This window comes from Streptomyces rubiginosohelvolus (assembly GCF_014649875.1).
Taxonomy (GTDB): domain Bacteria; phylum Actinomycetota; class Actinomycetes; order Streptomycetales; family Streptomycetaceae; genus Streptomyces; species Streptomyces rubiginosohelvolus.
Genome location: NZ_BMTW01000009.1, coordinates 295,085 through 308,874, shown reverse-complemented (window position 1 = coordinate 308,874; position 13,790 = coordinate 295,085). Strand labels below are relative to the sequence as shown.

Annotated in this window: 11 protein-coding genes; 8 read left to right on the top strand and 3 right to left on the bottom strand. The window is 73.3% G+C overall.

Features of this window, described 5'->3' with window-relative positions; all coding sequences use genetic code 11:
* Nucleotides 1–158: 158 nt before the first annotated feature.
* From IE134_RS21740 to IE134_RS21705, 8 genes are all read left to right on the top strand, one after another.
* Complete coding sequence (locus IE134_RS21740) at nucleotides 159–992, top strand: M55 family metallopeptidase (RefSeq protein WP_030712078.1); 834 nt, start codon at nucleotides 159–161, stop codon at nucleotides 990–992.
* Entirely contained in the window at nucleotides 985–2,328 is a 1,344-nt protein-coding gene (locus IE134_RS21735) for a M20/M25/M40 family metallo-hydrolase (RefSeq protein WP_030712077.1), read from the top strand. Before IE134_RS21740 ends, IE134_RS21735 begins: the two co-directional genes overlap by 8 nt.
* A gap of 29 nt (nucleotides 2,329–2,357) precedes the next feature.
* Nucleotides 2,358–4,379 (top strand): S9 family peptidase, encoded by a 2,022-nt coding sequence (locus IE134_RS21730; protein WP_030712075.1) that lies wholly within the window; start codon nucleotides 2,358–2,360, stop codon nucleotides 4,377–4,379.
* Entirely contained in the window at nucleotides 4,376–5,338 is a 963-nt protein-coding gene (locus IE134_RS21725) for a S66 peptidase family protein (RefSeq protein WP_098895885.1), read from the top strand. The genes IE134_RS21730 and IE134_RS21725 overlap by 4 nt, the downstream gene beginning before the upstream one ends.
* Before the next feature lie 219 nt (nucleotides 5,339–5,557).
* On the top strand, nucleotides 5,558–7,315 hold the full coding sequence (locus IE134_RS21720; protein WP_126932408.1) for a CocE/NonD family hydrolase: 1,758 nt from the start codon (nucleotides 5,558–5,560) through the stop codon (nucleotides 7,313–7,315).
* Between the two features lie 141 nt (nucleotides 7,316–7,456).
* On the top strand, nucleotides 7,457–7,696 hold the full coding sequence (locus IE134_RS21715; protein WP_010058330.1) for a LapA family protein: 240 nt from the start codon (nucleotides 7,457–7,459) through the stop codon (nucleotides 7,694–7,696).
* 86 nt (nucleotides 7,697–7,782) lie between these two features.
* Entirely contained in the window at nucleotides 7,783–8,679 is an 897-nt protein-coding gene (locus IE134_RS21710) for an arginase family protein (protein WP_098020467.1), read from the top strand.
* 143 nt (nucleotides 8,680–8,822) lie between these two features.
* On the top strand, nucleotides 8,823–10,808 hold the full coding sequence (locus IE134_RS21705; protein ID WP_189431416.1) for a DUF5107 domain-containing protein: 1,986 nt from the start codon (nucleotides 8,823–8,825) through the stop codon (nucleotides 10,806–10,808).
* A 39-nt stretch (nucleotides 10,809–10,847) separates the two neighbouring features.
* On the opposite strand, the gene IE134_RS21700 is transcribed toward IE134_RS21705, so the two are convergent.
* From IE134_RS21700 to IE134_RS21690, 3 genes are all read right to left on the bottom strand, one after another.
* The gene (locus IE134_RS21700; RefSeq protein WP_003965046.1) at nucleotides 10,848–11,201 is read right to left on the bottom strand and encodes a VOC family protein; all 354 of its coding nucleotides are present in this window, start codon (nucleotides 11,199–11,201) and stop codon (nucleotides 10,848–10,850) included.
* 69 nt (nucleotides 11,202–11,270) lie between these two features.
* On the bottom strand, nucleotides 11,271–12,080 hold the full coding sequence (locus IE134_RS21695) for a methyltransferase domain-containing protein (protein WP_098020465.1): 810 nt from the start codon (nucleotides 12,078–12,080) through the stop codon (nucleotides 11,271–11,273).
* Nucleotides 12,081–12,205: 125 nt separating this feature from the next.
* Nucleotides 12,206–13,720, bottom strand: a complete 1,515-nt coding sequence (locus IE134_RS21690) for a bifunctional phosphatase PAP2/diacylglycerol kinase family protein (protein WP_189431414.1) — start codon at nucleotides 13,718–13,720, stop codon at nucleotides 12,206–12,208.
* Nucleotides 13,721–13,790 lie beyond the last annotated feature (70 nt).

The window sequence follows — 13,790 nt, the reverse complement described above, 5'->3', positions numbered from 1 at the left end:
GGTCCCTTTCGTTTCACCGGGTGGGGCCCCGCAGTATCGCGGCACGACCGCTGGCGATGCCATAGGGCACTGCGGCGCAGGGGCTCGTAAGGCGTCACCGGACTGGACCCCAGGGCCTCCCTGGCCCGCGCCGCTCACGGGGCGTACGGTGTGGCTGCATGAAGATCCTCATCAGCGCCGACATGGAAGGCGCCACCGGAGTCACCTGGCCGGCCGACGTGCTGCCGGGGACCCCGCAGTGGGAGCGCTGCCGGTCGATGTTCACCTCGGACGTGAACGCCGCCGCGCTCGGCTTCTACGACGGCGGCGCCGACGAGGTCCTGGTGAACGAGGCCCACTGGTCGATGCGCAATCTGCTGCTGGAGCACATGGACGAACGGGTCCAGATGCTGACCGGCAAGCACAAGTCGCTGTCCATGGTGGAGGGCATCCAGCACGGCGACGTGGACGCGGTGGCCTTCGTCGGCTACCACACGGGGGCCGGTACGGAGGGTGTCCTCGCCCACACCTACCTCGCCAACTCCATCACCGGCGTCTGGCTCGACGGCGTCCGGGCCAGCGAGGGCCTGCTCAACGCGCACGTCGCCGCCGAATACGGGGTGCCCGTCGTCCTCGTCACCGGCGACGACCTGACCTGCGTGGACGCCGAGGGGTACGCCCCTGACGCCCGGAAGGTCGCCGTGAAGGACTACGTCTCCCGGTACGCGGCGGTCTGCCGGACGCCGGCCCGTACCGCCGCCGACATCAGGGGGGCGGCGAAAGCGGCCACCGCGCTCGCGGGGCGTCGGGATCCCGTCGCCGGGAAGACGTTCACCGTCGAGCTGGAGTTCGACGCCGAGCATCTGGCGGCGGCGGCGACCGTCGTCCCCGGCGTGGCGCCGAGCGGCGAGAGGCGCGTCGCGTACACCAGCGCGACGATGTACGAAGGAATTCGCACGTTCAAGGCGGTGACGACGATCGTGTCGGCCGCTGTGGAGGAACAGTATGGCTGAGGCCCCCGACCTGCTCGGACCCGTGGACCGGCAGGCTCTCGACGAAGTGGTGGAGTTCACCTCCGGGCTGATCCGGATCGACACCACCAACCGGGGCGGCGGCGACTGCCGGGAGCGCCCGGCCGCCGAGTACGTCGCCGAGCGGCTCGCCGACGCCGGGATCGAGCCGACGCTGCTGGAGCGCACCCCCGGTCGGACCAACGTGGTCGCCCGGATCCCCGGCACCGACCCCTCGGCCGACGCGCTGCTCGTCCACGGCCACCTCGACGTGGTGCCCGCCGAACCCGCCGACTGGACCGTGCACCCGTTCTCCGGCGAGGTGCGCGACGGGGTCGTCTGGGGGAGGGGCGCCGTCGACATGAAGAACATGGACGCGATGGTCCTCTCCGTCGTCCGGGGCTGGGCCCGCGAGGGCTTCCGCCCGGCGCGCGACATCGTCATCGCCTACACCGCCGACGAGGAGGACAGCGCCGCCGACGGCTCCGGCTTCCTCGCCGAGCAGCACGCCGACCTGTTCGAGGGCTGTACGGAGGGGATCAGCGAGTCCGGGGCCTTCACCTTCCACGCGGGCGACGGCCTCTCGCTGTACCCGATCGCGGCGGGCGAGCGCGGCACCGGCTGGCTGAAGCTGACCGCCGAGGGCCGGGCCGGCCACGGCTCCAAGGTCAACCGGGAGAACGCGGTGAGCGCGCTGGCCGCAGCCGTCGCCCGGATCGGCGAGCACGAGTGGCCCATCCGCCTCACCCCGACCGTCCGGGCCGCGATCACCGAGATCGCCGCCCTGCACGGCATCACCGCCGACCTGGACGACCCCGGCTTCGACGTCGCCCAGCTCCTCGGCAAGCTCGGCCCGGCCGCCTCCCTCGTCGAGAACACCGTCCGCAACAGCAGCAACCCGACGATGCTGGACGCCGGTTACAAGGTCAACGTCATCCCCGGCCACGCCTCCGCCTTCGTCGACGGCCGGACGGTCCCCGGCGGCGACGAGGAGTTCCACGCCACCCTGGACCGGCTCACCGGCCCGCTCGTCGACTGGGAGTTCTACCACCGCGAGAAGGCTCTGACGGCCCCGGTCGACTCACCGACGTACGCCAAGCTGCGGGCCGCCGTCGAGCGGTTCGACCCGGGCGCGCACACCGTCCCGTACTGCATGTCGGGCGGCACCGACGCCAAGCAGTTCTCCCGGCTCGGCATCACCGGCTACGGCTTCACCCCGCTGAAGCTGCCCGTCGGCTTCGACTACCAGCGGCTCTTCCACGGCGTCGACGAGCGCGTCCCCGTCGACGCCCTCCACTTCGGCGTCCGCGTCCTCGACCACTACCTGCGCACGGCCTGACCGACCTGTCCCCGGGGGGAACGACCTACGTGAACACCGTGCCCGCAGCAGCAGCGCCGTACGGCACCTGGCCGTCGCCGATCGACGCGGCCCTCGCCGCCTCGCACGACGGCCGGCCCGACCACCTCGGCACCGTCGGCGACGAGGTCTGGTGGACCGAGCCGCGCCCCGCAGAGGGCGGCCGCCGCGCGCTGATCCGCCGCCGCGCGGACGGCACCACCGCACCCGCGCTGTCCGCCCCCTGGAACGCCCGCAGCCGGGTGATCGAGTACGGCGGACAGCCCTGGGCCGGCACGGTCCGCGCGGACGGCGAACTCCTCGTGGTGTTCGTCCACTTCACCGACCAGCGGCTGTACGCCTACGCCCCCGACGGGCCGGAGGAGCCCTGGCCGCTCACTCCCCTCTCCGAGGTCGGCGGCGGGCTGCGCTGGGTGGACCCGCAGGTGCGCCCGGAGCAGGGGGCTGCGGGCGAAGTCTGGTGTGTGCTGGAGGAGTTCACCGGACCCGCCCCCACCGACGTACGACGGGTGGTCGCCGCCGTACCGCTGGACGGCTCGGCGGCCGACGACCGGACGGCGATCCGTGAACTCTCCGACGACCGGCACCGGTTCGTCACCGGACCCAAGGTCTCCCACGACGGGCGGCGGGCCGCCTGGATCGCCTGGGACCACCCGGCGATGCCCTGGGACGGCACGGTGGTCATGCTGGCCGACATCACCGAAGCGGGCGAATTCACCGGGGTCCGGCCGCTCGTCGGGGACCTCGACGAATCGGTCTGCCAGGTGGAGTGGGACCGCGACGGCAGCCTCCTGTTCGTCTCCGACCTCTCCGGCTGGTGGGAGCTCCAGCGCATCCGCCCCGACGCCGTCGCGGGCGGTGCGGTCCCCAGCAGCCGCCTCCTGCCGCCCCGGGGCGAGGAGTTCGGCGGACCGCTATGGAAGATCGGGCTGCGCTGGTTCCACCCGCTGGACAACGGGCTGATCGCCGTCCTGCACGGCAAGGGCGACCACCGCCTCGGCATCCTCGACCCGGAGACCGGCGAACTCGCCGACGCCCCGGGCCCCTGGACCTCCTGGTCCGACACGCTCGCCGTGCACGGCAGCCGGGTCGTCGGCGTCGCGGCGAGCACCCGCGGCGCGCCCGAGGTCGTCGAGCTGGACACCACGACCGGACGCACCCGCACCATCGGCGCACCCCACCGGGACGCCGTGGACCCCGCGTACTACCCGGCGTCCGAGCAGCGGACCTTCACCGGTCCCGACGGCCGCGAGATCCACGCCCATATCCACCCGCCGCACCACCCCGAACACACCGGCCCCGAAGGCGAGAAGCCCCCGTACGTCGTCTGGGCGCACGGCGGCCCCACCGGCCACTCCCCGCTCGTCCTCGACCTGGAGATCGCCTACTTCACCTCGCGCGGCATCGGCGTCGCCGAGGTGAACTACGGCGGCTCCACCGGCTACGGACGCGCCTACCGCGAACGGCTGCGCGGCGCATGGGGTTTGGTCGACGTGGCGGACTGCGCGGCCGTCGCCTCGGCCCTGGTCGAGGAGGGCGCCGCCGACCCGGACCGGCTCGCGATCCGGGGCGGCAGCGCGGGCGGCTGGACCACCGCCGCCTCGCTGACCAGCACTGACCTCTACGCCTGCGGGACGATCCTCTACCCGATTCTGGACCTCGAAGGGTGGGCCACCGACGAGACCCACGACTTTGAATCGCGGTATCTGGAGTCGCTCGTCGGCCCGTTCGCCGAGGTGCCCGAGCGCTACCGGGAACGCTCCCCGATGAACCGCACCGACCGGCTGAACACCCCTTTCCTGCTGCTCCAGGGCCTCGACGACGTGATCTGCCCGCCCGCCCAGAGCGAGCGGTTCCTCGCCGCCGTGTCCGGCCGGGGCATCGCCCACGCCTACATCGCCTTCGCCGGGGAGAGCCACGGATTCCGGCGCGTGGAGACGCTGGTCCGCTCCCTGGAGGCCGAACTCTCCCTCTACGCACAGACGTTCGGAATCGACCGGCCCGACGTGCCGCCCCTGGAGCTGACCACGTGACCCGCCAGAACCCCGGCCCGGCCACCCCACTCGCCCGGCCGGCCCGGCTGCGCCCCGGCTCCCGGGTCGCCGTCGTCGCGCCCAGCGGACCGGTCCCCGTCGACCGGCTGGAGGAGGGCCTCGCCGTCCTGCGCCACTGGGGCCTCGAACCCGTCGTCGGGCCCCATGTCCGCTCCACGCACCCGGAGTTGGACTATCTCGCGGGGACGGACGCGGACCGGGCGGCGGACCTTCAGGCCGCGTGGTGCGACCCGTCCGTGGAGGCCGTGCTCTGCGCCCGGGGCGGCTTCGGCGCACACCGGATGGTCGACCTGGTCGACTGGGCGGCGATCCGGGTCGCCGGGCCCAAGGCGTTCGTCGGCTACAGCGACATCACCGTGCTGCACGAGGCGTTCGCCCTGCGGGCCGGGTTCGCCACCCTGCACGGACCGATGGTCGCCACCGAGACGTTCCTCAAGGACGCGCCGACCCGCGAGCACCTGCGCGCCACCCTCTTCGAGCCGGAGACCGTACGCACCCTCGGCCTCGCATCGGCCGGTGCCCTGGTCCCCGGCCGGGCCGAAGGTGTCCTGTACGGCGGATGCGTCAGCCTCCTGGCCGCCGACACCGGCACCCCGGGCGGCCGGTCCCACGCCCGGGGCAACCTGCTGGTGATCGAGGACACCGGGGAGGAGCCCTACCGGCTCGACGGCATCCTCACCCGGCTCCTGCGCTCCGGTGCCCTGACCGGGGTCGCCGGAGTGGCCTGCGGCTCCTGGCAGGAGTGCGGCCCGTACGAGAAGATCCGCGCCGTGCTCGCCGACCGGCTCGGCCCGCTGGGCATACCCGTGGTCGAGGAGCTGGGGTTCGGCCACGGGGCGACCGCGCTGACGATTCCCCTGGGTCTGCCCGCGGTGCTCGACGCACCGGCGGACGGCGGGCGTTGCACGCTCACCGTCCAGGTGCCCGCCCTCATCTGAGCCTCCTCGGCCTCTCCTCCCCGGTCCGCGCCCGCACCGCCTTCCGTGCGGGCGCGGACGTGTGTGCTTTCGCGCGGGGAACGTGAACATCCGTCAAGAACCGCTGTCCGATGCGTTGACACGGCTATGAGCTGTGTCACAGCATGAGCGCGACCAATACTTACCGGTCGGTAAGGTGTCCTCGGTGTGGAGGTCTTCGTGTCAGGTGCTGTTTCCAGAGTGCGCGGCCCGCTCGTCGCGGTCGCCGGGGCGGCCCTCGTCGCCCCCCTCGTCCTCGCCGGCCCGGCCCGGGCCGACGCCGCCCCGTACACCGTCACCCCGCTGACGTTCACCGTCGAGGCGGGCGACCGCACCTGCACGGTGGACGCCGATCTCTACCGGCCCGCCGGGGCCGACGCCGACAACCCGGCCCCCGCCGTCCTCGCCACCAACGGCTTCGGCGGCAGCAAGTCCGACGGCTCCACCGACGCCATCGGCAAGGCCTTCGCCCAGCGCGGCTATGTCGGGCTCGTCTACTCCGGCCTCGGCTTCGGCAAGTCCGGCTGCCTGATCAGCCTCGACGACCCCGCCGTCGACGGACAGGCGGCGAGCGAACTCCTCGACTTCCTCGGGGGAGTTCGCGCGGCCGACGACGGGACGAAGGCCGACTACGTCACCCAGGACGCCGACGGCGACCCGCGCGTGGGGATGATCGGCGGCTCCTACGGCGGTGCGATCCAGCTGGCGACCGCCGCCGTCGACCCCCGCGTCGACGCGCTCGTCCCGCTGATCACCTGGAACGACCTCGGCTACGCACTCGCGCCCAACAACACCGGGGCGCGCACCGGCGTCACCTCCGACACCCCCGGTGTCTTCAAGTGGCAGTGGGCCAACGGCTTCTACCTGATCGGCGAAGGGCAGCCGCTCCTCAATCCGAGCCTGGACCCCTCCCGGATCAACCGTCTCGACTGCCTGCACTTCGCCACCCGCGCCTGCGAGACGATCCGGCTGCTCAACTCCGGCCGCTACCCGGCCGACAAGGCGGAGGAGATGCTCGCGTACGCGCGCAGCGTCTCGCCCGTCTCCTACCTCGACCGGGTCAAGGCTCCCACCCTCATCGTCCAGGGCCAGGCCGACAGCCTCTTCAACCTCAACGAGGCCACCGCCACCTACCGGACGCTCAAGGCGCAGGGCACCGAGACCAAGATGATCTGGCAGTCCTGGGGCCACAGCGGCGGCCAGGTCCCCGGCGAACTCGACCTGAGTCAGGGCAACCTGGAGACCAGCCACGTGGGGCAGCGGGTGCTGGCCTGGTTCGACCGCTACCTCCACAAGAACACAGGCGTCGACACCGGACCCGCCTTCTCCTACTACCGCGACTGGCAGAGCGGCTACGGAACCGCCGCCGACGTCCCCGCCCTCTCGCAGTCCCTCTACCTCTCCGGCGACGGCAAACTCGTCGACAACCGCTCCAAGGTCGCGCGCGGCAGCCGCCAGTACACCAACTGGCTCGTGCCCACCAGCCACTCCGAGAGCTCCATCGCCCCGCTGATCGGACTGCCCGACCCGAAGCCGTACGACACGAAGGGCACCTACCTCGGCTGGCGCAGCGACCCCCTTACCGCACCCCTCGACGTCGTCGGCGCGCCCAAGGCCACCCTCAAGGTCGTCTCGCCGAAGGCGGAGCGGGTCCAGAACAGCGGCGACGCCTCCGACAAGCTCGTCCTGTTCGCCAAGGTCTACGACGTGGCCCCCGACGGCAGCCGGAAGCTGGTGAACCGGCTCGTCTCCCCGGTCCGGGTCCCCGACGTCACCCGGCCCTTCACGGTCGAGCTGCCCGGCATCGTCCACCGGTACGAGAAGGGGCACCGCCTGGAGTTCGTGATCGCCGCCAGCGACACCGCGTACTTCGGCAACCGGGGCATCAAGCCCGTCACCGTCCTCCACGCCCCCGAGGACACCGGCGTACTGGAGCTCCCGGTGGTCCCGGCGGGCTGACGCCCCCACCCGCCCGTTCACCCGAACGGCGCAGCAGTACCGCCCCCCGGGCCCGGCAACCGCTCATGCTGGGACCCCGGGGGGCGGCCGCGTGCACGACGACGGGCCGGACGGGTGAGCAACGAGCGGAAGGGCCGGACCATGAGCCCCAAGGACGTATCGAGCGACAGCGGGCGCGCCCAGGGGTGGCTCACTCCGGGGCGCATCGCGGTCGGTGTGGTGGTCGTGCTCGTCATCGTGTTCATCTGCGTGAACACCGACGACGTCACCATCCGGGTGCTGATCCCCGAGGTGACGATGCCCCTGTGGTCCGCCCTGGCCGCCATGTTCCTGATCGGGCTCGGCTGCGGCGGCTACCTCTTCCGCCGCCGGGGGAAGTGACGGCGGGCTCACGACCGCTCCAGCCTCCGCACGCTGTCGGCGAAACCGCTTGAGGGGTGTGCGCCACCGCGGCGAGGATGATCCGCATGCGTACGATCGTGGTCCTCGACGCCCCGTCCAACCTCGGCCTGCGGCCTCCGGCTCCCGGGACCGTACCGGGCTGCTACAAGCTGGCCGGCGCGCTGCGCGAGCAACGGATCGTGGCCCGCCTCGGCGCACTCGAAGGCGGCGTCGTGGTGCCGCCGCGCTACGACCTCGGCCACTGGCAGGAAGGCGACGGGGTGTTCAACGCCGCCGCCATCGCCCGCTACACCCGCACCCTCGCCGACCGCATCGAAGGGCACGTACGGGCCGGTGAGTTCGCCCTCGTCCTCGGCGGCGACTGCTCCATCCAGCTCGGCGCGGCCCTCGCCCTGCGCCGCATCGGCCGGTACGGTCTCGCCGCCGTCGACGGATCCGCCGACTTCCGGCACACCGGCAACAGCGACCGGATCGGCGCGGCGGGCGGCGAGGAGTTGGCCATCGCCACCGGCCGGGGACAGGCGGACCTCAGCGACATCGAGGGGCTCGGCCCCTACCTCAAGGACGAGGACGTCCGCCTCTTCGGCATGCGTGACGAGGACGAGGACCAGGCCGAACTGGCCGCACTGAAGATCCCCAACGCCACCGTCGGCCAGATCCGCGAGTGGGGAGCGGCCGATCTCGCACGGGCCACCGTGGAGAGCCTGGAGACGCCTGCCCTCGACGGCTACTGGGTCCACCTGGACGCCGATGTCCTGGACCCGAGCGTCATGCCCGCCGTCGACAGCCCGGACGACGGCGGCCTCCTCCCGGACGAACTCGCCCCGCTGCTGCGGACTCTGGTCTCCTCCCCGCGCTGCGTCGGCCTCAACGTCACCATCTACGACCCCGATCTCGACCCGGACGGCACGGCGGGCGCGCTGCTCGCCGACCTCGTCGTCGGCGCGCTGAAGGAGGCGTGAGGAGCCGGTCACCGGATGCGGGCAGCCTCCGGGTGTGCGCAAGTCTGACCGACGGGACTCTGGTCCACCCGGCCACCTGCGTGTTCCATGGTCACCGGGGCGCCCGGACCTGCGGCGGCCCGCCGCGAGGGAACGAGGGTGCCTTGGCCACGACCGTACGACGTACCGTACTGAACCTGCCCGCAGCGCCGCTCGGGCCGGAGAACCCGCTCCCGCCCCTGCGGACGCCCGCCCCGCCACCCGTGCTCGACCCCCGTGAACGCGAGGGCCTGCCCTGCGACATGGCCCGGCAACTGGGCCACCGGCCGCTGCGCACCCTCCTGCCCACCCGGCTGCTCGACGGCTACGGGCGCGAGCGCACCCCCGCCGATCTCGACGCCGTCGTCATCGAGAACGACCGGCTGCGCGTCACCGTGCTCCCCGGACTCGGCGGCCGGATCCACTCCCTGCACCACAAGCCCACCGGCCGCGAACTGCTCCACCGCAACCCGGTCCTCCAGCCCGCCGCCTTCGCCCTCAACGGGGCCTGGTTCTCCGGCGGGATCGAGTGGAACATCGGCGCCACCGGCCACACCACCCTGACCTGCGCACCCTTGCACGCCGCGCTGGTGCCCGCCCCCGACGGCGGGACGATGGTGCGGCTCTGGGAGTGGGAGCGGCTGCGCGACCTGCCCTTCCAGGTGGACCTCTGGCTCCCCGACGACTCCGACTTCCTGCACGTCGGCGTACGGATACGCAACCCGCACGAACAGAGCGCGCCCGTCTACTGGTGGTCCAACATCGCTGTCCCCGAGACCCCGGACACCCGGGTCCTGGTCCCGGCCGACGAGGCCTGGCACTTCGGCTACGACCACACCCTCACCCGGGTCGCCGTCCCGGAGACGGATGGCCTCGACCACACCTATCCGCTGCGCTCCGAGTACCCCGCCGACCACTTCTACGAGTTGCCCGACGGCGCCCGGCGCTGGATCGCCGCGCTGGACGCGGACGGCCACGGGCTCGTCCAGACCTCCACGGACCTGCTGCGCGGCCGCAAGCTGTTCCGCTGGGGCCACGGGAAGGGCGGCCGCCGCTGGCAGGAGTGGCTGAACGGGCCCGGGGGCGGCGGCTACGCGGAGATCCAGGCCGGTCTCGCCCGCACCCAACTGGAACACGTCCCCCTCGAACCGGGCGCCGCGTTCAGCTGGATGGAGTCCTACGGCCCGCTCTCCGCCGACCCGGCCGCCGTGCACGGCGGCGACTGGGCGGCCGCCACGGGGGAGGCCGCCGCACGGCTGGAGGAGGCCCTGCCGCGCGCGGCGGTGGAGGAGGCGTATGCGGCCTGGCTGCCGTACGCCGACACCGAACCGGGAGAGGTGCTCGCCACCGGCTCCGGCTGGGGCGCGCTGGAGGTGCTGCGGGGCGGACTCCGGCTGCCCGGAACCCCGTTCCCCACCGCCACCCTCGGCGAACAGCAGAAGCCCTGGCGGGAGTTGCTGGAGCACGGCACCCTGCCGAAGCCGGACCCGGAGCAACCGCCCTGCCCGACCCTGGTGTCACCGCCCTGGCGCGACATGCTGGAGACCGCCGACGCCGACCCGCACACGGAGTACCACCTCGGCATCGCGCAGTGGCACGCCGACGACCGGGCCCAGGCGGTCCGCAGCTGGGAACGCGGGCTGGAGAAGGGGCCCGTACCGCGCTGGCCCCTGCTGCGCTGCCTCGCCGTCGCCGCCGAGGAGAGCGGCAGGCCGGACCACGCCGCCGAGCTGTACGCCGAGGCCTTCGCGGACCTCGGTGCCCCGGGTACGACGGACCTCGCCGCGTCGGAGACGGGCGGGGCGCTCCTCGTCGCCCTGGCCCGCGAGACCGTCGAGGCACACCTGTCCGCAGGCCGCCCCGGGGAGGCCCGGGCGCTGCTCGACGGGCTGCCGGAGACGGTCCGGGAGCGCGGACGCTTCCGGCTGCTCCTGGCTCAGGCACTGGTCGCCGAGGGTGACACCGGGGCGGCCCGCGCGGTCTTCGACGCCGGATTCGAGGTCGCCGACCTGCGCGAAGGAGCCGGCATCCTCGGCGAGTTGTGGGCGTTGGTCAGCGACGAACCGCTGCCGGACGCCTACGACTTCCGCATGAGCCCGCCGGGGGCGTGAACAACGCGCCCGGGGGGGCGGTCGGACGGTTCCGGTGGTTCAGACGGTGACGTTGCGGTCCACGTACTCGAAGACCGAGCCGTCCGGGTGCAGCGCGATGAGGTTGCGGCCCGCCGGGGTCGGCACCGGCCCCGCGATGACCCGCGCGCCCGCCCGGGTCAGCGCCTCGTTCGCCTCGTCGACGTCCTTGACGGCGATGGTCGCCCCCACCTTCCGCAACACCTCCAGCTCCGACTCCGGCCCGCTCATCAGCAGGAAGCAGCCGATCGCGGCCACCGACACCCCACCGCGCTCGAAGCGCAGGGCCGACGTGCCGGTCAGCCCCTCGTAGAAGGCCACCGCGGCCTCCAGGTCGTCGACGCAGATACGCAGCGTGGTTCCGAGGATCTCCATGCTTACGAGGGTAGTTGGCCGCCGCGACCGGTGTGATCGATTCCGGGCGGGCCGGAGCCCCGCTTCACCTCACACCCGGCACAGCACCTCACCGTGCGGGACCATGAACCAGCCGTCGCCCTCCCCGCCCCAGGAGCGCCACGCCCCGGCGATCTCCGCGAGCTGCCCGGCGCTCGCATGGCCGCCCGCCACCGCCAGCTCGGCGTAGACGGAGTCCGTCGTACGGTCCGCCCACAGGCCGCTCCACCAGGCGCGGCTCTCCGGGGTGGCGAAACACCAGGCGGCCGCGGTCGGGGTGATGTCGGTGAACCCGGCCTGCCGCGCCCAGGAGAGGAGCCGGCGGCCGGCGTCGGGCTCGCCGCCGTTGCCGCGGGCCACCCGTCCGTACACGTCCAGCCAGGTGCCGAGGCCGGGGGTCTCCGGATACCAGGTCATCGCCGCGTAGTCGCTGTCCCGGGCCGCGACCACACCGCCGGGCCGGCAGACCCGCCGCATCTCGCGCAGCGCCTGGACCGGGTCGCCCACGTGCTGGAGCACCTGGTGGGCGTGGACCACGTCGAAGGAGTCGTCGGGGAACTCCAGGGCGTGCACGTCGGCAACGGCGAACTCGACGTTCTCCAGGCCCCTTTCGCCCGCCACCGCGGCGGCCTGGCCCAGGATGTCGGTGGCGGCGTCCACCGCGGTGACCCGGCCCGGCGCCACCAGCGCGGCCAGATCGGCGGTGATGGTCCCCGGGCCGCAGCCGACGTCCAGCACGGCCAGGCCGGGGCGGAGTTCGCCGAGGAGGTAGGCGGCCGAGTTGGCGGCGGTCCGCCAGCGGTGCGAGCGCAGGACGGACTCGTGGTGGCCGTGCGTGTACACGGCGGTGTCCTTCGGCATGGCGTGACGCCCTCTCCCTTTCCCGGAAACCCCGCGCCGAGGAGCGCGGCGACGGAACCACCGTACGCCGCGATGTCGGATCGTGAGATAGGCGTCTTGCTATACGGACGGGTCTCCTTGGGGTGTCAGACCGGCATCGGGCAGTAGACCGTCAACGCCTCCGGCAGCTTGTCGACCATCAGCTCCGTTCCGGAGTGGGCCACTTCGCCGTCGTACGCGTACGGAGTCCCCGGCGCCAGTCCACCGATCCGGACCCGGCGCCGCCGCACCGCGGCGTGGACGGGGGAGCGGGTCAGCGGACCCGCCACCGCCGCCGCCAGCAGGCGCAGCGCGGGCCCTCGGCCGCCGTGGATGACCCGGACGTCCAGCAGCCCGTCGGCCAGGTTGTGGCGACGGCCCGGGTTGGGACCCACGCGCCGGAAGAGCCCGTTGCCGACGAAGACCAGCCACAACGGACGCCTGCGGCCCTGGAACTCGGCCTCCAGCGGGCGCTGGCCGCGCAGCACGTGGAACGCGGCGAGCACGCCCGCGGGCCAGCCGCCGATCCGCGGCGACCAGTGTTCCCGGGTGTTCACCAGTTCCGGGTAGACCCCCAGCGAGAAGGCGTTGAGGAAGTAGCCGTCGGCTCCGTCCGCGCCCTTGGGTCCCGGCCGGAAGCGGCCGAGGTCCACCCGGATGGCATCGCCCGCCGTGAGCGCGGTGGCGGTGTCGTGGACGGTCTCGATGCCCAGGTCGTAGGCGAAGTGGTTGAGCGTGCCACCGGGGAAGACCGCCAGGGGCATCCCGTGCGTCGCGGCCACGGAGGCCGCCAGGTTCACCGTGCCGTCGCCGCCGCAGACGCCCAGGGCCCGGCCCCGGTCCGCCGCGTCGGCGAAGGCGGCCGGGAGATCGGCGGGCGCGACCTCCATGACGGTCGCCATGGGCAGCACCTCGCGCACCAACGACGCGGTCGCGGTGGCCGTACCGGACTCCCGGTTCACCACCACGACGAGGTCCTTGCCCGCGGGCAGCGCCGGGGCTTCGCCGGGCGGGCGGCCGGGAGCGGGCAGCTGGCCCCGGGTGGGGACGACCCCGCGCAGGGCGAACGCGGCTCCTATGCCCAGCGCCGCGCCCGCGAGCACATCGCTCGGGTAGTGGACCCCGGTGTAGACGCGGGAGGCCGCCACGGCCACCGCGACCGGGGCCACGACGGCGCCCCAGCCCTTGGACTCCAGGGCCACCCCGGTGGCGAAGGCGGCCGCCGACGCCGCGTGGCCGGAGGGGAAGGAGGTGGTGACCGGCTGCCGCTTGAGCTGCCGCATCACCGGCACCGCGTCCAGGATCGGCCGGTCACGGCGTACCGCGCCCTTGCCGACCGTGTTGATCGCCGCCGAGGCCACGGCGAGGGACGCCACCCCGCGCAGCGCCGCCCGGCGCGACCGCGCGCTGCTGCCGAGGGCCGCGATCCCGGCCGCCGCCCCGAACCAGAGCAACCCGTGGTTGGCGCTCCGGCTCAACCGGGGCAGCAACGGATCGGCCCCCGGCCAGTGCCGGTCCGCGACGCTGCGGAAGACAGCCAGGTCGCGCCCCTGCAGCCAGCCGCGCATCCGGGCGACGGCGGGGGCGGAGGAGGCGGTGGGTGAGGTTCTCGGTGTGGCCATGGGTCAGCGAATACCCGCCGGGGCCACGCTGAACCAGCAGGCGCGCTGAGACTCCGGCCACGCGCCACCA